Source organism: Phocaeicola coprophilus DSM 18228 = JCM 13818, assembly GCF_000157915.1.
Taxonomy (GTDB): Bacteria; Bacteroidota; Bacteroidia; order Bacteroidales; family Bacteroidaceae; genus Phocaeicola; species Phocaeicola coprophilus.
Genome location: NZ_EQ973632.1, coordinates 257,252 through 277,258 on the forward strand (window position 1 = coordinate 257,252; position 20,007 = coordinate 277,258).

22 protein-coding genes and 1 pseudogene are annotated in these 20,007 nt (G+C 42.2%); 14 read left to right on the forward strand and 9 right to left on the reverse strand.

The features are described 5' to 3' along the window. The 3 genes from BACCOPRO_RS02685 to BACCOPRO_RS02695 all read left to right on the forward strand — a co-directional run. On the forward strand, positions 1-946 hold a 946-nt coding region (locus tag BACCOPRO_RS02685), incomplete at its 5' end, for an AAA family ATPase (protein WP_008140682.1). Beyond that, positions 939-1,979: a 5-methylcytosine-specific restriction endonuclease system specificity protein McrC gene (mcrC, locus tag BACCOPRO_RS02690; protein ID WP_008140683.1), complete on the forward strand. Its 1,041-nt coding sequence runs from the start codon at positions 939-941 to the stop codon at positions 1,977-1,979. The genes BACCOPRO_RS02685 and mcrC, both read left to right, overlap by 8 nt. 31 nt (positions 1,980-2,010) lie before the next feature. Further along, positions 2,011-2,724 (forward strand): hypothetical protein, encoded by a 714-nt coding sequence (locus BACCOPRO_RS02695; RefSeq protein WP_008140684.1) that lies wholly within the window; start codon positions 2,011-2,013, stop codon positions 2,722-2,724. A gap of 383 nt (positions 2,725-3,107) precedes the next feature. On the opposite strand, the gene BACCOPRO_RS02705 is transcribed toward BACCOPRO_RS02695, so the two are convergent. Genes BACCOPRO_RS02705 through trxA form a run of 4 tightly spaced genes read right to left on the reverse strand, consistent with a single transcriptional unit; the run spans position 3,108 to position 5,932 of the window. Continuing rightward, on the reverse strand, positions 3,108-4,184 hold the full coding sequence (locus BACCOPRO_RS02705; RefSeq protein ID WP_040311118.1) for a glycerate kinase family protein: 1,077 nt from the start codon (positions 4,182-4,184) through the stop codon (positions 3,108-3,110). Positions 4,185-4,189: 5 nt separating this feature from the next. Continuing rightward, positions 4,190-4,681: a 3'-5' exonuclease gene (locus BACCOPRO_RS02710; RefSeq protein ID WP_008140689.1), complete on the reverse strand. Its 492-nt coding sequence runs from the start codon at positions 4,679-4,681 to the stop codon at positions 4,190-4,192. Between the two features lie 27 nt (positions 4,682-4,708). After that, a complete protein-coding gene (locus tag BACCOPRO_RS02715) occupies positions 4,709-5,599 on the reverse strand; it encodes an EamA family transporter (protein WP_008140691.1) in 891 nt (296 codons plus the stop codon). A 33-nt stretch (positions 5,600-5,632) separates the two neighbouring features. Next, a complete protein-coding gene (trxA, locus tag BACCOPRO_RS02720) occupies positions 5,633-5,932 on the reverse strand; it encodes a thioredoxin (RefSeq protein ID WP_008140693.1) in 300 nt (99 codons plus the stop codon). A gap of 193 nt (positions 5,933-6,125) precedes the next feature. On the opposite strand from trxA, the gene BACCOPRO_RS02725 reads away from it, so the two are divergent. Both BACCOPRO_RS02725 and BACCOPRO_RS02730 read left to right on the forward strand, forming a co-directional pair. After that, positions 6,126-6,338 carry a hypothetical protein gene (locus BACCOPRO_RS02725; RefSeq protein ID WP_040311076.1) on the forward strand — a complete coding sequence of 71 codons (213 nt, stop codon included), beginning with the start codon at positions 6,126-6,128 and terminating at the stop codon, positions 6,336-6,338. A 91-nt stretch (positions 6,339-6,429) separates the two neighbouring features. Further along, complete coding sequence (locus BACCOPRO_RS02730) at positions 6,430-7,338, forward strand: AEC family transporter (protein WP_008140696.1); 909 nt, start codon at positions 6,430-6,432, stop codon at positions 7,336-7,338. A 2-nt stretch (positions 7,339-7,340) separates the two neighbouring features. On the opposite strand, the gene BACCOPRO_RS02735 is transcribed toward BACCOPRO_RS02730, so the two are convergent. After that, positions 7,341-8,009, reverse strand: coding sequence for an AlkZ-related protein (locus BACCOPRO_RS02735; protein ID WP_008140698.1), 669 nt, complete (start codon positions 8,007-8,009; stop codon positions 7,341-7,343). Positions 8,010-8,151: 142 nt separating this feature from the next. Between BACCOPRO_RS02735 and BACCOPRO_RS02740 the strand changes: the two genes are divergently transcribed. The 4 genes and pseudogenes from BACCOPRO_RS02740 (at position 8,152) to BACCOPRO_RS02760 (ending at position 12,739) form a co-directional block, all read left to right on the forward strand. Next, on the forward strand, positions 8,152-9,801 hold the full coding sequence (locus BACCOPRO_RS02740; protein WP_008140699.1) for a dipeptidyl-peptidase 3 family protein: 1,650 nt from the start codon (positions 8,152-8,154) through the stop codon (positions 9,799-9,801). Between the two features lie 549 nt (positions 9,802-10,350). Continuing rightward, a pseudogene (locus BACCOPRO_RS02750) lies at positions 10,351-11,280 on the forward strand (MATE family efflux transporter); the annotation flags it as partial. Positions 11,281-11,472: 192 nt separating this feature from the next. Next, the gene (locus BACCOPRO_RS02755; RefSeq protein ID WP_008140704.1) at positions 11,473-11,853 is read left to right on the forward strand and encodes a winged helix-turn-helix transcriptional regulator; all 381 of its coding nucleotides are present in this window, start codon (positions 11,473-11,475) and stop codon (positions 11,851-11,853) included. A 124-nt stretch (positions 11,854-11,977) separates the two neighbouring features. After that, positions 11,978-12,739 (forward strand): EFR1 family ferrodoxin, encoded by a 762-nt coding sequence (locus BACCOPRO_RS02760; RefSeq protein WP_008140705.1) that lies wholly within the window; start codon positions 11,978-11,980, stop codon positions 12,737-12,739. 136 nt (positions 12,740-12,875) lie between these two features. Here BACCOPRO_RS02760 and BACCOPRO_RS02765 read toward each other — a convergent pair whose 3' ends face one another. Continuing rightward, positions 12,876-13,286, reverse strand: a complete 411-nt coding sequence (locus BACCOPRO_RS02765) for a cupin domain-containing protein (protein ID WP_008140706.1) — start codon at positions 13,284-13,286, stop codon at positions 12,876-12,878. Between the two features lie 143 nt (positions 13,287-13,429). On the opposite strand from BACCOPRO_RS02765, the gene BACCOPRO_RS02770 reads away from it, so the two are divergent. Next, positions 13,430-13,801: a winged helix-turn-helix transcriptional regulator gene (locus BACCOPRO_RS02770; protein ID WP_008140707.1), complete on the forward strand. Its 372-nt coding sequence runs from the start codon at positions 13,430-13,432 to the stop codon at positions 13,799-13,801. A gap of 1,072 nt (positions 13,802-14,873) precedes the next feature. Here the strand turns inward: BACCOPRO_RS02770 and BACCOPRO_RS02775 are convergent. Genes BACCOPRO_RS02775 through BACCOPRO_RS02785 form a run of 3 tightly spaced genes read right to left on the reverse strand, consistent with a single transcriptional unit; the run spans position 14,874 to position 17,075 of the window. Next, a complete protein-coding gene (locus BACCOPRO_RS02775) occupies positions 14,874-15,683 on the reverse strand; it encodes a metallophosphoesterase (protein ID WP_008140709.1) in 810 nt (269 codons plus the stop codon). Next, on the reverse strand, positions 15,676-16,551 hold the full coding sequence (locus BACCOPRO_RS02780) for a nucleotidyl transferase AbiEii/AbiGii toxin family protein (RefSeq protein WP_008140710.1): 876 nt from the start codon (positions 16,549-16,551) through the stop codon (positions 15,676-15,678). The genes BACCOPRO_RS02775 and BACCOPRO_RS02780 overlap by 8 nt, the downstream gene beginning before the upstream one ends. Continuing rightward, on the reverse strand, positions 16,548-17,075 hold the full coding sequence (locus tag BACCOPRO_RS02785) for a type IV toxin-antitoxin system AbiEi family antitoxin domain-containing protein (RefSeq protein WP_008140711.1): 528 nt from the start codon (positions 17,073-17,075) through the stop codon (positions 16,548-16,550). Before BACCOPRO_RS02785 ends, BACCOPRO_RS02780 begins: the two co-directional genes overlap by 4 nt. Before the next feature lie 346 nt (positions 17,076-17,421). On the opposite strand from BACCOPRO_RS02785, the gene BACCOPRO_RS02795 reads away from it, so the two are divergent. Genes BACCOPRO_RS02795 through BACCOPRO_RS02810 form a run of 4 tightly spaced genes read left to right on the forward strand, consistent with a single transcriptional unit; the run spans position 17,422 to position 19,978 of the window. Then, on the forward strand, positions 17,422-17,742 hold the full coding sequence (locus BACCOPRO_RS02795; RefSeq protein ID WP_008140714.1) for a helix-turn-helix domain-containing protein: 321 nt from the start codon (positions 17,422-17,424) through the stop codon (positions 17,740-17,742). A gap of 31 nt (positions 17,743-17,773) precedes the next feature. Beyond that, on the forward strand, positions 17,774-18,844 hold the full coding sequence (locus BACCOPRO_RS02800) for an HNH endonuclease domain-containing protein (RefSeq protein WP_008140716.1): 1,071 nt from the start codon (positions 17,774-17,776) through the stop codon (positions 18,842-18,844). 11 nt (positions 18,845-18,855) lie between these two features. Beyond that, entirely contained in the window at positions 18,856-19,101 is a 246-nt protein-coding gene (locus BACCOPRO_RS02805) for an HTH-like domain-containing protein (protein ID WP_008140719.1), read from the forward strand. A gap of 13 nt (positions 19,102-19,114) precedes the next feature. Then, positions 19,115-19,978, forward strand: a complete 864-nt coding sequence (locus tag BACCOPRO_RS02810) for an HIT family protein (protein WP_040311077.1) — start codon at positions 19,115-19,117, stop codon at positions 19,976-19,978. Positions 19,979-20,007 lie beyond the last annotated feature (29 nt).

The window sequence follows — 20,007 nt, forward strand, 5'->3', positions numbered from 1 at the left end:
TAGCTTCTTTCATTTGACAGAAAAGGAATATATGGCCTTATTGGATCTTATTCGGGAAGAAAATGATAGTATTCATCCGGAAAGGTCTATCGAGAAATATACGAAAGCTGATTTCCTGAAAGAAGTATTTATGGCCGAAAAGGATTTTGACACTTTACGGCATCTGATTCGGACTAAAAAGAACGTTATTCTTCAAGGAGCTCCGGGGGTGGGGAAAACGTTCTGTGCCCGGCGTCTGGCACAGGCTATGATGGGTGAAAGAGATGAAAGTCGGATATGTTTAATTCAGTTTCACCAGAATTATTCTTATGAGGACTTTGTGATGGGGTATAAACCTGTAGGAGGAGCCTTTGAGTTACAGAAAGGTATATTTTATAAGTTCTGTATGCTTGCGGCTAATCATCCGGATAAGGAATTTTTCTTTATTATTGATGAAATCAACCGGGGTAACTTGTCAAAGATATTCGGGGAATTGTTGATGCTGATAGAGAAAGATTACCGGGGTGAGAAATTGACGCTGGCTTATAAAGATGAGAAATTCTCTGTACCGGGAAATCTGTATCTTATCGGTATGATGAACACGGCTGATCGAAGTCTGGCTTTGATTGATTATGCATTGCGTCGTCGGTTCAGCTTTTTTGAAATGTCGCCCGGATTTGATTCGGAAGGATTTAAAGCTTATCTGGAAGGAAAGGACAATGTGCGGTTAAATGAGCTGGTGGCACAAATAAAAGAACTGAACCGTCAGATTGTTGCTGATGATTCGCTTGGGAAAGGATTTGAGATAGGACATAGTTATTTGTGTACGAAGGGAGAAGTGACAGATGAGTGGCTAAAGGAGATCGTGAATTATGATATACTTCCGATGTTGCGGGAGTATTGGTTCGATAACAGAACGGAAGTGGATAGATGGTCGAAAAAGTTGAATGGTATTTTCCATGATTAAGGATCGGAATATTTGGATACGCAATGTGTATTACATGTTGGCATATGCTTTCGAAGAGCTGAAAAAGAATAATTATGAGCAGATTGCACATGAGGAGTTTGAGCATATACAGGATTTGTTTGCGGAAATTCTGTATAAAGGTGTGTCTGCTCAGCTGAAACGTGGATTACACCGGGAGTATATAAATCGGGTGGAAGATTTACCGTTGTTGAAAGGGCGTTTGGATATAAGAGGAACAATAGCCAACCAGATGAGATGTCGTAACGTATTGTGTTGTGAGTTTGATGATTTGTCAGAAAACAATTTGTTTAACCGGGTATTAAAGACAACACTGTCTCTTTTATGTCACGAACGGAATGTATCATCTGTACGAAAAGCAGAACTGAGAACGTTGTTACCTTTCTTTTCGGGTGTTGATGAAATTGATGTTCGGAATATTCGTTGGAATGACTTTGTGTATCAACGGAACAATCAGATGTACCGAATGCTGATGAATGTGTGCTATTTCATCATTGATGGTATGCTTATGACGACAGAGACAGGGAAATATCGTATGGCGACTTTTTCAGACGAGCATATGTGTCGCTTGTTTGAAAAATTTGTGTTGGAGTACTATCGTTTGCATCATCGGGAATTATCGCCTAATCCAGATCGGATTGAATGGAATATTTATTCGAAAGATGCCATGGTGATTGATCTTTTGCCTGCTATGCAGAGTGACATTGTTTTGCATCGAGGGGATCAGTCATTGGTTATAGATACCAAGTATTATAGTCATGCGATGCAGTATCATTTTGATAAACCGACTATTCATTCAGCAAATTTATATCAGATATTTACCTATGTAAAGAATTTAGATGTGAAAGATACAGGGAATGTAAGCGGATTACTTTTGTATGCTAAAACAGATGAAGATATTACTCCTGATTTATCAGCCTCGTTTGGTAAGAACCACATTCGGGTAAGAACGCTTGATTTGAATCAGGAGTTTTCCGGTATAGCTAGTCAGCTGGAAGAGTTTCTGAAATGGTAGAATTGCGGTCTTTTCATAAAATGTGAGAGTTATGGCATATGTAAAACGAGGCAACCTTGAAAAACTTAATATTGGGAGTAATGATAGCAGATGGGATAAGTACATTAAGTTTGCAAATGCAACAATAGATAATCCCAGTGTGCCAATAGATGAAAAACTTGATGTTCATCTGAGAGGAAATAGTGTGCATATCTATTATAAAGGGGGACGGATATTGGAAATTAAGAGGAATGCTTTAAATCTTGATTATAACTATTTTTATTCTAAAAAGGAGCATCAGAATATTCCGAGAACCTGGATGAGATATATGTTTGATAATGATCAGGAGGAACTCCGTAAAAGAAATATTTCCCCAGAAAAATGTTTGTCTCCTTCTGAAGTAAAAAGGGTTTGGGAGGAACTTCAGGAAAAAAGGGATATGTTACTGGCAATGAAAACTCCGGAAGAATATTTCAAGGAAGCCGCGAAGATAATGGATGAATGGAGCCGAGCATTGTTGGATGATTCTGATATCAAGCATGAAGAGAGATTGTTGCAACAAAGGATATCGGTATGTAACAGGCATATGGAAGAAACCGATTTTATTGTATTGGATATAGAGTTTGCCGTGACGAATGATAAAAGTGTCAGCTATCATTCGGAGAAATATTTACATCCCCGCTTTGATATCATTGCCCTACAGCCTCGAAAGAATTTCCGGTTGGCCGTAATTGAACTAAAGAAAGGGATGGTGCTACGGGATTGAAAGGGAATGGTATTTTTAGCCAAGGTGTAAAATCTGGAGTTCTGGATCATATTGCTAAATTTGAGGATACAATCGGGAGTGCCAGAGGTTATCGTGAGTTTGTGCAGGAAATGGATGAAGTTTTGTCAATGAAGGTACAATGCGGAGTGTTACCTGTGGAACTAATGGGAATAAAGATACCTGTCGAAAAGCCTGATTTCTATCTTGCATACGCGGGATCCGGAATGGAACACTTTAAAGGGGCGTGTGAGAGTATCGGACAACCATGTATTTGTATTACGGATGAGCGGCAACCTTTCTTGAAATTATGAACTTCATGACTTTACTCCTCCGTTTCCAGGAAGCGTATCGCATGGTCTCCCCGTCCAGGTTGTCAATGCGTATCATATGGTCGGCAGCTGATTCCATACGGATTCTACCCACCGGCGGATATTTTCCCGGGTGACTTCCGGACGGATGGCTTCTTCCAGAGGCATGTTGTCCGGTGCAAGATTGTCCACCCGGCTGAATCCTGCATTGAGAAGGGCTTGTGTGTCGCTGGCTTTTCCTGCTACCAGCCAGGTGGGAACAAGCTTTGCCTGTGCCCGTCGCATGACCCGTTCGGGAAGCTTGCCCATGAGTGTCTGGCGGTCGGCATGTCCTTCACCGGTAATTACGAGGCCGGTATCTGCCAGCAGGCGGTCGAAACCGGACAGATCAAGCAGAAGGTCGGCTCCTGATTGTGTGGTGGCCTGAAGGTATTGAAGGAATGCATATCCCAGTCCTCCGGCTGCTCCGGCACCGGGGCGGGAAGAAGTATCCTTGCCCATGCGGCGGGCAGATTCTTCGGCAAACTGGCGGGCACGGCGGTCGAGTTCTTCTACCATTTCCGGGGTAGCTCCCTTTTGCGGGGCGAAAATATGGGCAGCTCCTTCCGGTCCGTAGAGCGGATTGCGTACATCGCTGGCCAGCACGAAGCTGCATCCGGCCAACGGACCGTTTAGAATATCTTCTATCATACCACCGGGAGCCAGAGAATTGGTCAGTCCCTGAAGCATACCTTTCCCGGCATCGCTCGTACCGCTTCCACCCAGTCCGATGATGAAACGGCGTGCTCCCTGCTGGAAAGCGTGTGCAACGAGTTCTCCTACACCATAGGTGGTGGCAACCAGCGGATTGCGCTCTTCGGCAGAAAGGCGGGTCAGTCCGCAGGCTTGTGCGGTTTCAATGACGGCGGTTCCGTCGGGAGTAAGGCCGTAGCTGGCGGTGACGGGACGCATCAGCGGATCGTGTACCTCCGTTTCAAGCAATTGCCCGTGAAGGGCGGTGATAAAGGCCGGAAGCATCCCTTCGCCTCCGTCGGACATGGGGAGGGAGCGGACGTCTGCCCCACGGGCGGTCAGGGCCTGCGAGAAGGCGGCTTCCACTTCTTCTGACGAAAGGCATCCCTTGAAGGAATCGATGGCGAGCAGGATCTGCATAGGTATCATAATATTTCTCTTGCTATCCACGCACAGGCCTCTGCATCGGCCAGTGCGTGATGGTGGTTTTCCAGATGGTATCCGCAGGCGGCGGCTACGGTATGCAACTGATGGTTGGGAAGGTATGGAAACACTTTGCGCGATACGCATAGGGTATCGTAGAATTCATAGTCAGGGTAGTCCATCTGATAGACGCGGAAAACGGCTTTCAGGCAACTTTCATCAAAGGGACGGTTATGTGCCACAAGCGGAAGACCGTCAATCAGGGGTTCGATCTGCTTCCATACATCAGGAAACACCGGTGCGTTTTCGGTGTCTTCACGGGTGAGCCCGTGTACCTGTGAGCACCAGTAGGAATAATAATTCGGTTCCGGATTGATGAGTGAATAAAAAGTATCCACGATTTCATCGTTACGTACAACCACTATACCTACTGAACATACGGACGAGCGCTGGTTGTTGGCCGTTTCGAAGTCTATTGCCGCAAAATCTTTCATGTGTTCATTCGCTTATTTATAGATGCATTATCGCTTGGTTACGGTAATCATGAATGTGACGGCTACCATGGCGATGGAGATTCCGACAATGATATTTGTTGTAAGCGGTTCGCCGAACATAAGTGTACCGACAACAATGGCCGTGATGGGTTCGAAGACGCCGAGGACTGATGCCTTGGTTGCTCCGATGTTTCGGGAAGCAATGGCAAGAGTAGCCGTGGAAACAATGGTCGGTAACAGGGCAAGTCCTACGAGATTAAGCCAGTCTGCTCCGGTTGTGATTCCGGCGGTTATGGCGGTGTCGGAACTGATGATTTTTCCGAGAAACACGATTGCTCCCACCGTAAGCGCATAGAAGGTAAGCAATGAATTGGAGATGCCGGCAATGGCTTTGCTACGGTTGATGATGACAATGAAGAGTGCGTATACCAGTGCCGAGGCAATTGAAAGCAATACGCCGACAGGGTTGATGGTCTGTGTACCGTCGCTTTGTGTCATTACCAGCACTCCTCCGAAGGTTGCCGCAATGGCAAGCCAGACAGGCCAGGAGGGGACGACTTTCAGGAATACCATGATGATAGCCACAAGGACGGGATATAAAAAGACCAGGGTCGTGGCCAGTCCCGATGCGATGTATTCATAGGCCTCGAAAAGAAAAACGCTGCTTGAAGTATAAAGAACTCCGAGTGCAAGCAATACACCTATTTGCTTTCCTGAGATCCGGAAACTTTGTTTGCGGAGCATTAAAAACAGACCCAGAAGAAGTACCGCAAAGGCGTAGCGGAAAAAAAGTATGGACTCAGTGGCGGCACCATTTTTCATCAGTGGAACCGCAAATAGAGGATTTAATCCGTAAGTAATACCGGTAATAATTCCGGCAGGATAACCGATAATGGCATTTTTACTTAATTTTTTCATGTGCTGGAAAATGTAAATATATTAACTTGCGGACTATTTCAGGAAAGGATCAATCGTACTCAGCAGTTCAGCCTTTTGCATGACACCGCTGGTTCTCCAAAGCACATCTCCTTTACGGAACAGCATAAGGGTGGGGACGGATTGAATCTGATATTTCTGAGACAATGCACTGTGTGTGTCCACATCAATCTTGATGATACGGATACGTTCGCCCAATACATCTTTTACCTGTTTCAGAATCGGGTGCATCATTTTACAAGGTTGGCACCAGGTGGCAAAGAAGTCCACCAATACAAGCTGGTCACCAGCTACTACATCATAAAATGTTTCCATTGCTGTTTTATATAAACAAGGCTACCTCCCGAAAGAAATAGCCAGACAGATGATTAATTAAAAACGATGCAAATGTACTAAAAGCCGGCAAATGGTTCATAGAATCATGATAGAAATTTGATGAATATGATGATTAATGAAGAGTTTTCAGATTTGCAGGTTGCCCGGTAAAGAAAAAACGTATATTTGTTCTATGATACCTCCCCGTATAGAACAATCTACCAAGGAAGAACGCCGGGCGTTTGTGATGGAAGCCTGGAAATGTCTGCACGATTGTGAATCGTGTGGTAAATGCCGTGTCCTCAAAGGAAAGGACGCAGAAACCTTGTATGCTGACTACATTGAAGGTGAGCGAACCTATATGGATGTTACGCTGGACATCAGAAACAATAATTACGGAAGATAAAATCAGATTTTTTAGAGAATTTTCCTTGCAGGTGAATACTCAAATCCGATAATCCGTATCTTTGCACGACTTTTTTGCAAGCGGAAAAACAATGGATGCAATCGTTACACAGATGATTATCCTGTTTATTTTGGTAATCATTGGTTATTATCTGAGTAAGAAGAAAATGATGGATGCGGATTTTGACCGCAAACTTTCTGGACTGGTCATTAACGTGACGTGCCCCAGCCTGATACTTTCGTCAGTCATGGGTGACACTCTTCCCGACAGAAAATTAATTCTCCCCTTGCTCATAGTAGGTTTTGTTACTTACGTACTTCTAATCGGAGCAGCTTTCCTGCTTCCACGCTATTTACCAGTCAAATCTTCCGATCGCGGTATTTATAGCTTTATGCTGGCGTTCGGCAATGTGGGCTTTATCGGATATCCCATTGTTGCTTCCATTTTCGGTCCGAGTGCCGTATTTTATGCCAGTATCCTTAATTTCCCCAGTACGTTGCTGATTTTTGTGTTCGGTACTTTGTTTATTTCAGGTGGTCAGGGGAAAATGCGTTTTGACTGGCGTACCTTGTACTGTCCGGCCATGATTGCATCGTATCTTTCCATTCTGATTGTTGTGACCGGATGGGTACCTCCCCGTGTCATTAGTACTCCGTTCATCCTGTTAGGAAATGTCACCGTCCCTGCAGCCCTGCTCATTATCGGCTCGTCCATTGCCCGTGTACCCATCCGGCGGATGTTTGGCAATACGGCTATCTACCTGATGTCGGTCTTGCGTCTGATGCTGGTTCCGCTCCTTATTCTGTATCTTTCACGCCTTTGTCAGGTCGATGAGACCATAGCTAATATCAACGTTGTACTGGCAGCCATGCCTGTTGCTTCATATGGTACTTTATTCTGCATTCAGTATCAGAGAGGGGAGGTTATTATGGCAGAAGGCACTTTTCTTACCACATTGCTTTCTGTACTGAGTATTCCCTTGCTGACCATGTTTTTGTAGACCTATTTCAGCAAGGTTCTGAATGTTGTTTCCGATTCATCCGGTAATATTTTCCGGAACTGGCCGAGCATCCGTTCGTATGACTCCTGTGGACTGAGGGAGGAGTGACAACTCTCCTTTCCAAAAAGATTTTCGGGTGTGGTGAGCAGTGACCATCCCCAGCCAAATTCTCGTCCGTGCCGGTCGTGGGGATAAATAAAATCTTCCGTAACGATGTAACCACCCATTTCCAAACGGGTGAGGTAGGCATCGAAACGGCTTCGCATTTTCGGTCCCGTAAAACCGCATGCCGCACGTAGTTCCCGTGTAATCAGGCTGCCCTCGTTTTTCAGTACATCGAGAATACTTTCTTCAATGCTTCCGGCCTCTGGATAAGGGAAAATACTTCGCCGGTAGTTGCAGAAGTCGGGCCACCATTCGCGACTGATGAATGCGGCTTTACCTTTGGAAAACTTGCCGTATGCACAACCGCTTTCCTGGAGGATGGAACCTTTCCATTCCCAAAGCGGCCATTCCCATCCGCCATCGGGCAAACGGGTATACTGACAATCTTCATCCATGACTTCTTCGGCTGACCATCCGGTAATACCCATACTTAACAGAGGAAGAAAACCTGTTTTATTGATATAGTCAATCAGTTCGGGGCAGGAGTGTAAAGGTTCATTTCTCATTGTTGTGGTGATTTTTCGATGCAAGATAATAAATAAACCGATATCTTTATATGCATCGTGCAGAATAAAACAACATCTTTGAATAACTGAGATATTACAGACTTTTCGTATCTTCGCAAACAAACAAAACAATCAGTTAGTTATGAGGAAAAAAATGATTAATCTTTCGGCAGCCTTGCTGGGAACTGCCGTTGTGGCTTCAACTCTGTTTTCATGTAGCAGCCAGCAGCAGGAGTCACCGATGAAAGCAAAAGTAGAGGAGTATGCTTCCGTTGAACTGAAGTCTGATCTTGTGAATAACTTGAGTGACAAGGAAAAGGAACTGGTCAGAATATTTTTCCAGGTGGGAAAAATTACTGATGACCTGTTCTGGAAACAGACATTTGGTGATAAGAGTAAGTTGGATACCATTACCGACAGCTATGCGAAGCAGTTTGCCATGATTCAATATGGAGCCTGGGACCGTTTGGACGACAACAAACCTTTCCTGACTGGTTATGGTGAGAAACCGGATGTATGCAATTATTACCCGCTTGATATTACAGAGGCAGAGTTTAATGCATTTGAGGATGCCGATAAGGACTCATGGTATACCGTCATCCGTCGCAATGATGACGGTTCTTTAAAAAGCGTCTGGTATCATGAGGCATATGCTCCGGAAATCAGACAAATCTGTGCTTTATTGGAAAAAGCGGTTACTCTGGCAGAAGATCCGGGTCTGAAAAACTATCTTGAAAAACGTATTGAAGCATTCAAGACGGATGATTATTTAGATAGTGATCTGGCGTGGATGGACATGAAGGATAGCAAGGTTGATTTTGTGGCAGGACCTATTGAAACCTACGATGATAAATTCCGTGAGACCAAGGCATCGTACGAGTCATTTATCTTGCTGAAGGATGAGGCCAGAAGCAAGGATCTTGCCAAGTTTGTTGCCATGCTTCCAGCTCTCCAGAAAGAACTGCCCTGTCCGCCGGAATATAAAACATTTGTACCCGGTACATCGTCCGACTTGAATGTGTATGATGCGGTGTATTATGCCGGCGATTGTAATGCGGGAAGTAAGACAATTGCCATTAACTTGCCAAACGATGAAAGAGTACATGCTCTGAAAGGTACACGCCGTTTGCAGTTGAGAAATTCCATGAAGGCTAAATTTGACAAGATTTTGTTGCCTATTGGACAGCTTGTCGTAACTCCCGAACAGCAGAAATACCTCAATTTCGACGCGTTTTTCTGGAATGTGACTTTCCATGAGGTAGCACATGGACTGGGTGTGAAACAAACTATCCGTACCAATGAAAGCGTAGATGCGGTAATGGGTACAGAAAAGACTTCCTGGGAAGAAGCCAAAGCAGATATTCTTGGTCTGTTCATGGTGACCAAATTGATTGAAATGGGTGAAATTACGAACATTACACCTGAGGATGCGATTACTACTTATATCGCAGGTATCCTGCGTTCTGTTCGCTTTGGAGCAGCTTCTTCACACGGAAAAGCCAATATGATGTGTTTTAACTATATGGAAAAAGCCGGTGCATTTTCCCGTGATGCGAAAGGCCAGTATGTGATTGATTTTACGAAGGCTAAGGAAGCTATGAATGGATGGGCTGCATTGATACTTCAGACACAAGGCGATGGAAATGTAGAATTTGCCAAGAAATACAGAGCAGAGAATGGCGGAATTACTCCTGCACTTCAGGCCGATCTTGACAGAATCAATGGGGCTGGTATTCCTCGTGATATTACGTTTGTCCAGGGTGAGGAAGTCCTTTTGGGAAAAGCTGAATAATATAATAGTTGAGAAACTTAATAATGAAGGCCCGGCTTGTAAAAGTGCGGGCCTTTTTATATACATTTTGATACGTTCTTGTTTTTGGGCTATTTTCAATATTGCATACCTTGTTTACGTATTATCTTTTTATTTATTTTTCTGCTCCGATTGTCTCCTGAAAATTTGTGCGGCGATACTTCCTGAAAAGTTGTGCCATACCGAAAACATGGCTCCGGGTACGGCAGCCATGGGAAACATGGCAAAGTGAGTAGCGGCAAGTGAAGTTGCCAGTCCGGAATTCTGCATGCCTACTTCTATGGCAATAGCTGACCGTTTAGGGGATTCGCTCCCAGTTAAAGCAGAAAGTCCATAGCCTAGAGCCAGACCCAAAATATTATGTAGAATAACTGCTACTGCTACTATCAGGCTACACGCGAGGATGCTGGCGGAGTTGTGTGCCACAATGATCCCGATGATGAAAGCAATGGACAGGGTGGAAAACATGGGCAGCAACGGAACTATACGTTGAGTGGTCTGCCTGAAATAATGATTGACGGCAAAACCAAGTACATTCCCAGTCTGCTGGGCGTCATCATGTGCGTGCTGGATGTAGTATTCAATTTCTTCCTGATTTTTCCAACGCGCGGATGCAGCGTTGCAGGTATACAGTTCACCCTTCCGGGCGCCGGACTGGGTGTAAGCGGTGCCGCTTTGGGTACGGCTGCCGCAGAGACCGTTGTTGCAGGTGTGCTGCTCTGGTATCTGCTGATCCGCTCGGAGAAACTGAGTTACCGCAGCCGGGAAATCCGTTTCCGACTGAAAGCTGACACGTTCAGGAAAGCACTCTGTATCGGTTTCCCGATGGGGATAGAACATATAGTTATTTGCGGAGCCCAGATTCTGACGACAGTCATCGTAGCGCCACTCGGTGTCTTTGCCATTGCAGCTAACTCCTTTGCCATTACGGCCGAGAGCCTCTGTTATATGCCCGGCTACGGAATTGCCGATGCGGCAACCACTCTTGTAGGCCAGAGCATCGGAGCTAGCCGGAAGAAGCTGACCCGCAGTTTTGCCCATATTACCGTACTGATGGGTATGGCCATAATGGGTACGATGGGTATCCTTATGTATCTGTTCGCTTCTCAGATTATCGGACTGATGACCCCCGTCGAAGAAATCCGCCGGTTGGGCGTGATGGCCTTACGCATCGAGGCATTTGCCGAACCCATGTTTGCAGCTTCTATTGTTGCATATGGAGTCTTTGTCGGAGCTGCCGATACACTGATCCCATGCCTGATGAACTTCTTCAGCATCTGGGCTGTACGTCTGACTCTGGCTGCCTGGCTCGCCCCGACATTAGGACTGCAAGGTGTATGGATTGCCATGTGTGTAGAGTTGTGTTTCCGCGGATTTATTTTCCTTGTACGTCTGAAACGCGGACGGTGGCTGAAACACTATCCAGATTCCAGTCGCATCCCGGCGATACCGAATGACTGACCATTCACCGTTTTCTTCATTCGCCTTATAGGTATGAAAAAACAGAACAGATGCTCTGGCCAGCAATATCCTCAATGAAACCTCATATATCTATTTTATGTATTAGTGTAAAAAATACACTTGGTAATTAAAGTATATTATTATCTTTGTATACTGAAATTTATTAGATGCAGACAGTCTTATTTATAATTCATGAAAAGATCAACAGTACAAGATGCCATGTTCCCGGGTTGTCCGGTAAGGAACGTATTGGCAAGAATATGTGACAAATGGGCGTTACTCGTCATATATATCCTTGACAGATCAGGTAAGGAAAGCATGCGTTTTATGGAATTGAAACAGCAAATGCCGGATATATCACAGAGAATGCTGACAATGACACTCCGTACACTGGAAGAGGACGGATATGTAACAAGAACAATATTCTCGGAGATACCGCCCCGAGTGGAATACGCTCTTACGGAAAGGGCAAAATCATTGCAGCCCATCCTTGATTCACTGCTCCAGTGGTCTGTAGATAATATGGATGATATTATGTGCGACCGTAAAAAGAATACTCCCGTTAAAGACTGAATGTTTATGTTTTTAACCATAATATAAGAATGAAAGCTGCTCAAATCAAGAAATATTCAAAGGAAAACTAAACGGAAAGATGATCATTCAAATATAATGTGAGATATATAAGGAGATAAAAGATATGAACATTTATGAAATAACTTTCAGTCCGACAGGCGGAACAAAGAAAATTGCCGACTTTCTGGCAGCCGAATTGAACCGGGAAATCAGATGTATTGATTTGTCAAACAGTAACGAGGACTTTCATCAATTCTCGTTGACGAATGAAGACACGGCCATCGTTGCCGTCCCATCCTATAGCGGGCGAGTACCTTCCACGGCTGCAGAACGCATTGCAAAGATTCAGGGCAATGGCGCAAAAGCAATTTTAGTTTGCGTGTATGGCAACCGAGCCTATGAAGATACTCTGGTGGAGCTGCAAGACATCGTACAGCAAGCCGGATTTACAGTCATATCGGCGATAGCGGCCGTTGCAGAACACTCCATAGCCCATCGATATGCCAAAAACAGACCGGATAAGGATGATTACGGGCATTTAAGAGCGTTTGCTGAGCAGATTGAAGATAAACTGAGAAGAAATGACTTTTCCACTCCTGCAATACCAGGCAACAGACCTTATCGGAAAGTAGCCAAGGCAGGTATCGTACCTAAAGCCACCAAAGCATGTACCCAATGCGGTCTCTGTGCTTCCAGATGTCCAGTTGGTGCCATCGACAAGAACAATCCGGCAAAAGTAGACAAGAAAGTCTGTATCTCGTGCATGCGATGTGTCACAGTATGTCCCCATCATGCAAGAAGGATAAACGGATTGCTTCTGGCTATCGTAAATATGATGCTCAAGAAGGCATGTATTGTGCGAAAAGAATGCGAGCTGTATCTCTGATGCATCACTTTGGGCATCCCTTTGAGAATTATGTATAATACTGGAAATAACTGAAAATCTCTGACAATGATGTGATAGATAATATTCCGTCATTGCCAGAGATTTCAGTTTATCAGGCAATTGATAATACAACCTTTTATAACAAACTTTCGCGCTCGGTTATTTCAGCATCTGTCATTGTGTAGCCTTCCAGACTTCCATCCTTTGCCTGAATACAGATATAAATCATAGGTTCGGCAGAAGTACATTTCAGGTTCCGGTCGCACCCCGGCGATACCCTGATGACTGACCCTTCACCGATTTCGAAAACGTCATCGTTTACCTGAAACTTTCCAGCCCCCGACAGAATGATGTAGTTTTCTTCATTCGCCTTATGGCTATGAAAAAAAGGAACAGATGCGCCAGTCGGCAATGTTCCAAACGAGATTTCACACGAAGTAGCCTCAGTAGCTTCTTTCATAAACTGCTTGCCTTCAAAACCCTTGATGCAACCTATTGTTGCGTGAGCGTACTTTTCGCCCTTGTTCATAATTTTAATGTTGCTCATATTTCCTGTTTTTTATCAAGTTGATTAACTTTGTATTCTGAACTTACTATCATTTGGATAGTGCGAAATTAGTGATTTTTATATTGATAAACAAGAAGTTACAAAAATGTAACCCACTTACTTTAAGGTAATTATTATTGGAAATGAACGGCTTACAATTACAAGAAAATCTGAAAAAATATACTCGTATAGAAGATTGCCCTATCCGGAATGTCCTGTCGCGATTCTCCAGCAAATGGGCTATGCTCATACTGTGTGTCCTTTCCGAAAATGAAGCAACGCGCTTTAATACCATAAGTAAAGCAATTCCGGATATTTCTCCTAAGGTGCTTACCGAAACATTGAAGGCTCTTGAAACCGATGGACTGGTAAAAAGAAAGCTATATGCCGAAATACCGCCACGGGTGGAATATTCATTGACAGAGGTGGGCCAAAGTCTGATTCCTATATTAAACAGCCTCATAACATGGGCATTGGATAATTCGGCATATATATCAAAATGCAGGAAGAAATAGGTCTGACAGATTTGCTTTGGGCTTTAGCAACTGCTTCTGTCGATATTCCATTATGCTCCTTTTGGGGGGCTTTGAAGCGGGTCTGGCTTCTTCCGTCAGCACTATGCGACAGCGTGGGCTGTAGGTATTCCTGAATGTACGGAATATTGTTCAATACGGGAGGGGAAGGAGTGTTATTCTTTGCCTGTAAACCGGCTTGCTCACAAGAATGATAAACGTTGGCCTTTGCTTTGATGAATGTTTATGTTTGCTATGATGAACTTTTGGCAAAGTTGAGATGTAGGTGGAAGAGAGGGTTTGAGTGGCTATGTCAAATAAATGGAATAAGATTAGTGTGCTATGACTGTTGGTATTGATGCTATCCAAAAAGACAGGGCGTTTGAACGCATGTCGCTACCGTAATCATTGTTTGGGAGTAAAGGAGCTGGTATCTTAATTATAAAGAAGGGTTAAGAAGCAATAGTTCAGGCGTTGCTGTAAATTGAGATTAATGAAGGAAGCGGCTTTTATTGATCAATTAACGATGCAGTTATTTAGAAAATCTCGACAAACATTGGTATTCAATAAGTTCAAAACTTGTTTGAAAAACTCAAATACACGTGAGGTACAATATTACAACATTTAAAAATCTGATAATCAAAATATTAGAAATGCTTCGCAATTTCCGAAAGCCTTTGACTCTATACAAATGTATGAAAAAAAGGTATATTTTCAAAGCTTTTTCAATATTTTCTACAAGGTACAAAAAGTGAAGTATTCATGTAGTTGCGTAGTGTATCATGATATAATCTATATATTTTTATTTTTATGCGATATATTATCTTATGCTTGATGTGTTTTAAAATATAGTTATCACTTGTTTCCTAAATTATCCTCTTGATTTTAGTACTAAATTTAAAAATTTCGTATATAGCAGGATGCAATAGTAGAGGAGTAGGGACTGATAAATATACATCCTGCTAGTAAAATGAAAATAGTGATAATCCATTTATTCAATACAGAATAATATGATAATAAATAATTTGTATTTGATGTCCTGTAAAATAAATAGAACGTAATTTATAACAAAATGTTATTTTATTTCGTAGAACTCCATAATATCCAGCATTTTAAATAAAATCCCATCAATATTGTTATGCCAACTCTGATGAAAATGTCCATAGCACCAATGGGTAATATTTTGCTTCTCTTTCAGCATATGGTGGATGGAGTCCATGGTTTCCCGTTCTTGCTGAACATCTACCAGCAGTTGTGTATCGTTATTGGTCCATCTATAAAGTCCGTTCTTATTTTGTAATTCACAGAATGACGGCGATGTATGGGTTATAACGGTGTCGATTGTCTGTTCTGCCGTTATTTTTTCAAGCAATTCAGTATTGAAGACAGGTTTTTCGTCTGGCCAATAATAGTTTCGCTCATAGATTCCTCTACTTAAATCATGAGATGATTTATGGCACCTTTTCTGTAACTGTTCCCATGTGTTAAGTCTGTATGAGCGGTCGATGGATATTGCCCCTCCAATGCAGAGTAATGTGTGTCCACACGCTTTTACGATGGAATAGTCTGGAATGGCAATAAACCTTTTATGCTTGAACGTACAGCCGTTGAAATAGGCAGGATTGTCGTGATTACCTCTGACGAAAAGGATCCAATTGTTATTATCATTCATACGTTTGGCGTTCTTCTTGACGATATTTTCATAATAGCCTCTATTTTCAAAACCAAATCCACAGTCTCCGGCAACTATGAGAAGCGTATTCTCCATACTGTATTGTACGCACATTTTGTTCACAAGAAGATTGAAATCTCCGTGAATATCCCCAGAAATGACTATGGATTCACATTCTGGAAATTCATATATTTTATAGTCTGTATTATTCATGCGGTATGTTTTCCCAATATGGACGAAGTGTTTCCTGAATGAATGCCACAACTTCAGAGAAGGATAGATCAGTGGCCTTTGTGATTTTACGCATAAAAGCTTTCCATCTTGCTCCCATTTGTTGGTTGATTCCAAAATCTTTACGAAAGAACATTGTGTTCTCATCATATGGTGTATGTCTGTTTTCGAATGTACGGATTATAGCTTCCTGTAAAACTTCTGAGTCATATTTTTCTTCCTTCAGTATTCTATGCAAGTCATAATAATCTTTCATACGACTGCTTTGATCTGCAAGGTCTATTATTGCATGCATCTTTTCTGCAATAACTGTTTCCAGAGAATATGCCAGGATATTAGCACAAGGCAGGTGTTCTAGCAAAATAGGAAAATCCAGATTGACAGGTGAGGGTGTAACCACATCGCCAAAACCAATATCCATAGTCAGCACTTGTGCTATGGAATCCATTTTTACCGGTATGCTTAGGCGTATTCCATGGTAGTCTTTGAACTCAGTGATATTTTGGGCAGTAATGTGCTCAACGTCAAATATCACTCCATCTTCTTCAAAGGGTACGGAAGATATTTCCTTGAATGCTGCAATAATTGAAGTACCTTCATTGCTTATATTGTTACCCAGAAAATCAATATCCAATGTAGGACGTGCAGCAAAACGTTCATAGGCATACATAAGAGCCCCGCCTTTTAAGTAGAAATTGTTGCGGTAGCGTGTTTGTGACATCCTATATAGTAATCGCTCCTGAAAATATCGTGTCAATATAGTCTGATAGAATATATTTTCCTTTTTGGCTACATTCAAGAGCTTTGTACGAATTGATTTTCCGTAGTTTTTATTTTGTTCTTTACTCATAGTTTGACTTGCAGATAGTTTTCAAGGATTGTGCCCACACGGAGTTGTCTGGCATAATCCAGTAGTTTACTTATATTTCGTTCCGGTCGTGTAAGATAGTTATCTATGATTTCTGAGCAGACATCAATACCTATTTTATTTCTAAACTTAATGGCGTCACATACGCATCGCTCTATATCATAGATCCTGATATTGTAACCCTCCAAAACCATTTTGCTTACCCCAATCTCTAGTATAGAAGCAGTATAGTGGTGAAGTTCTATTGAGGGAAATGAAGGTGTTACTACTTTTCTATCTCTTTTTATGGCTACATGATAGGCTTGTGGCATAGAAGTCGTAAGTTGGTGTATGCTCCATGCAGACCAGAGACAAAGAATTCCACCTGGTATAATTGCTTCTATGTCAATCATGCTGCTTGAAAGCTGGTCAATGTTGGCATACAGCCCTCGTCGAACCTGTATTAGTTCACCTTGGCGTGCACTTTCCAACATTTTGTAATAAGCAGCACGCCCTTTTTCCTTCATGTCAGCTGATGATATGTATGAATTAAGTTTCTTCATTGCTTACTATCTAAATCTGTACAAAGATACCACAAATATCTATAAGTGTGGTGTATTTGTACAGAAAATATTCAGAGACTATAAATTTGACTTTATAATTTGGGTAATACATATACTTTTAGTAAAGAAAGAAAAGAACATACTTTAAGATGCTTATATTCAAAAATAAACCCATATTAAATCCGTTTTTAGATTTAAGCCTGTAGCTAAAGCAGATTACAGTAAGATTAAATTCGAAAATTGATTTCTGTAATACATCATAAAATAAAGTAAAACATTTATATTTGCATATTATATGATATGTTGAGTTATGACAAAAAGTACAATGGGCACCAAGTTGCCAAGAAAGTTGGAGCTGAAGATGCAAATTGTTGGTGAGCAAATCAGACTAGCACGGTTGCGTAGGAATCTTAGTGTCGTACAGATTGCCGAACGTGCTACCTGTTCGCCTCTTACGGTTTCACGTATCGAGAAATGGGTACCAACAGTGGCAATAGGTATTTATCTTAGAGTTCTTTATGCGCTTCAACTGGATGATGATATTCTTCTGCTTGCAAAAGAAGATGCAATGGGAAAGGCCTTGCAGGATTTGAGTCTTAAAAAACGAGAAAGAGCATCTAGGAAAGGGTAAATTGTGAAGATAAGATGATTAAAAAAATGATATGCAAATACCTCAATCTAATATATTGACAACCAAATACCTGAACAGGGTATTCGACAAGACCGTAGCGACCTATAAATATTATTGGTTTCTCGGTATTCTTGACCTGTGCGTAAAACACGGGAAAACGAGGATGGATGTATGGGAGATTATGATTACGATGGTGGCGAACGCCTGGTATCCTGTTACTTATTTTCGTCTCTCGTTCGGGAAGTCAGAATCCCTTTACGAAGCGATATGGGCTTTGCAAAAGGATTATAATATTCCAATCAATATCAGTATCCGAGGTTTGACTCATTTGTTACACGAGCTTATACAAAGCATAGATGTCCGGAAACGGTTGAATTTCCTACAAATGAACGTCCCTTACCGTTTCTTGCGTCCTTGGATTGATACATCCGATGACCGTCAAACGGTTGTCCGCTCCCAGTCGCTCGAAAACGGTTGCCTCTATAAACTAGAAAAACAGAACGGGACGTTATGGATAGAGATGAATCCCGCATGGTTGGATTATCTGAGAGAAAATTATGATATTCTGAGTGCTTTTGCCTATTGGGGATTAGCGGGCTTCTTACAGACGAGAAATCCGAATGTACCGGCTATACCCACCAAGTTAGTGAAGCAAGAAGAGCGGAACTCATTGTCTGCTCAGCATAAATTCTGGAATACTGCCATAAAACATGGACTGGAAGTTCGATGTCCGTATACCGGAAACTTATTGGAGGAACGCATGTATGATTTGGATCATTTCATTCCCTGGAGTTTCGTCTCCCATGACCTGCTATGGAACCTGATGCCAGCCGATCCGAGCATCAACAGCTCGAAGAGTAATAAGCTACCCGATTTGAATTTGTATCTTCCGAAGCTGGCAAATGCCCATCAAGCAGCTATACGTATCAATCTACATGAAGGAAAGCAAGAAAAGTTGTTGGAAGACTATCTTTCTTTAGGACATACACCACAAGAAATCGTTTCTATGGACAAAGAACATTTGTTGGATTGTTTCTTTCAGACGTTCATGCCTATGCATCAGATAGCTTTGAATATGGGATTTGAAATTTGGAAATATTAAATACATATACAATGAATATTATAGATTTAGCTAAAGAGTTAGATTTATTTTACGAAATAGGAAAATCTCGAAAAGAATGTAATGCTTTAGTTCAATGTTTTGGCATTAAATATGCCAATGTCATTCAAGAACGGGGCATCAAACCGGAAGATATTGTTGAAAAATCTAATTTAAGAGGAACCAAATATGCAACGGAATTACGTAAAGGGATGAAACTATCCAAATATGTTTGTTTAAATGAGAATTTTATGTTGTAAAGAAGATTATATTATGAGTATTGAAAGAGTCAATCATCCTTACTTAACCGCCATTAAACGCACTGATTTATCTGTGCCTGTTCGTTTTCTTTTGCAACACGACTTATTGAAAGGGCGTATTTTGGATTTCGGTTGTGGCTTTGGGTATGATACAGATGAGTTGAAGAGGCGTGGATATGATATTACTGGATATGATTATTATTATCGTACGGAATATCCCGAAGGTAAATTCGACACCATATTTTGTGTATATGTGTTGAATGTGCTGGAGCCGTATGCCCAGGCCGAGGTGATGATGAACGTTTCCAATCTTCTATCCCCTAAAGGTACAGCCTATTTTGCAGTACGACGTGATTTGAAAGAAGAAGGTTTCAGGCTTCATGCTATTTATCGGGAATATACCTATCAATGCAATGTTCGTTTACCCTTTTTAAGTATAGATTGCAATTCAAGTTATGAACTTTATCAATATAATCATTTCAACAAGCTTCCGAGACAAGATGGAAAAACCTGTCCATTTTGTCGCTTGTCACGCAGGATAGAGGTAATTTGTGAAACGGCCACGTGCGTGGCTTTCTATGACGGTTATCCAGTTTCACCAGGTCATGCTCTGATAATTCCCAAGCGTCATGTCGCCTCATATTTCGATTTGACCAATCATGAGCGTGAAGCAATGAATGTGATGCTCCAGTATGTGAAGCAAAAGGTGGACGAGCGTTATCACCCCGACGGGTATAATGTCGGAATCAACGTCAATGAAGCTGCCGGCCAGTCGGTGTTTCATGTTCATATGCATTTGATTCCTCGCTATAAAGGTGATGTGGAGAATCCGAAAGGTGGCATACGAGGGGTGATTCCCAATAAACAGAAATATTGATATTCAGATTGAATAATTTTTTAAGGATA

Excerpts from the sequence above, each read along its gene's own strand:
- mcrC (WP_008140683.1), top strand. The coding sequence starts at position 939 with ATGATTAAGGATCGGAATATTTGGATACGCAATGTGTATTACATGTTG.
- BACCOPRO_RS02695 (WP_008140684.1), top strand. The coding sequence starts at position 2,011 with ATGGCATATGTAAAACGAGGCAACCTTGAAAAACTTAATATTGGGAGT.
- BACCOPRO_RS02705 (WP_040311118.1), bottom strand. The coding sequence starts at position 4,184 with ATGCAGATCCTGCTCGCCATCGATTCCTTCAAGGGATGCCTTTCGTCA.
- BACCOPRO_RS02710 (WP_008140689.1), bottom strand. The coding sequence starts at position 4,681 with ATGAAAGATTTTGCGGCAATAGACTTCGAAACGGCCAACAACCAGCGC.
- BACCOPRO_RS02715 (WP_008140691.1), bottom strand. The coding sequence starts at position 5,599 with ATGAAAAAATTAAGTAAAAATGCCATTATCGGTTATCCTGCCGGAATT.
- trxA (WP_008140693.1), bottom strand. The coding sequence starts at position 5,932 with ATGGAAACATTTTATGATGTAGTAGCTGGTGACCAGCTTGTATTGGTG.
- BACCOPRO_RS02725 (WP_040311076.1), top strand. The coding sequence starts at position 6,126 with ATGATACCTCCCCGTATAGAACAATCTACCAAGGAAGAACGCCGGGCG.
- BACCOPRO_RS02730 (WP_008140696.1), top strand. The coding sequence starts at position 6,430 with ATGGATGCAATCGTTACACAGATGATTATCCTGTTTATTTTGGTAATC.
- BACCOPRO_RS02735 (WP_008140698.1), bottom strand. The coding sequence starts at position 8,009 with ATGAGAAATGAACCTTTACACTCCTGCCCCGAACTGATTGACTATATC.
- BACCOPRO_RS02740 (WP_008140699.1), top strand. The coding sequence starts at position 8,152 with ATGAGGAAAAAAATGATTAATCTTTCGGCAGCCTTGCTGGGAACTGCC.
- BACCOPRO_RS02755 (WP_008140704.1), top strand. The coding sequence starts at position 11,473 with ATGAAAAGATCAACAGTACAAGATGCCATGTTCCCGGGTTGTCCGGTA.
- BACCOPRO_RS02760 (WP_008140705.1), top strand. The coding sequence starts at position 11,978 with ATGAACATTTATGAAATAACTTTCAGTCCGACAGGCGGAACAAAGAAA.
- BACCOPRO_RS02765 (WP_008140706.1), bottom strand. The coding sequence starts at position 13,286 with ATGAGCAACATTAAAATTATGAACAAGGGCGAAAAGTACGCTCACGCA.
- BACCOPRO_RS02770 (WP_008140707.1), top strand. The coding sequence starts at position 13,430 with ATGAACGGCTTACAATTACAAGAAAATCTGAAAAAATATACTCGTATA.
- BACCOPRO_RS02775 (WP_008140709.1), bottom strand. The coding sequence starts at position 15,683 with ATGAATAATACAGACTATAAAATATATGAATTTCCAGAATGTGAATCC.
- BACCOPRO_RS02780 (WP_008140710.1), bottom strand. The coding sequence starts at position 16,551 with ATGAGTAAAGAACAAAATAAAAACTACGGAAAATCAATTCGTACAAAG.
- BACCOPRO_RS02785 (WP_008140711.1), bottom strand. The coding sequence starts at position 17,075 with ATGAAGGAAAAAGGGCGTGCTGCTTATTACAAAATGTTGGAAAGTGCA.
- BACCOPRO_RS02795 (WP_008140714.1), top strand. The coding sequence starts at position 17,422 with ATGACAAAAAGTACAATGGGCACCAAGTTGCCAAGAAAGTTGGAGCTG.
- BACCOPRO_RS02800 (WP_008140716.1), top strand. The coding sequence starts at position 17,774 with ATGCAAATACCTCAATCTAATATATTGACAACCAAATACCTGAACAGG.
- BACCOPRO_RS02805 (WP_008140719.1), top strand. The coding sequence starts at position 18,856 with ATGAATATTATAGATTTAGCTAAAGAGTTAGATTTATTTTACGAAATA.
- BACCOPRO_RS02810 (WP_040311077.1), top strand. The coding sequence starts at position 19,115 with ATGAGTATTGAAAGAGTCAATCATCCTTACTTAACCGCCATTAAACGC.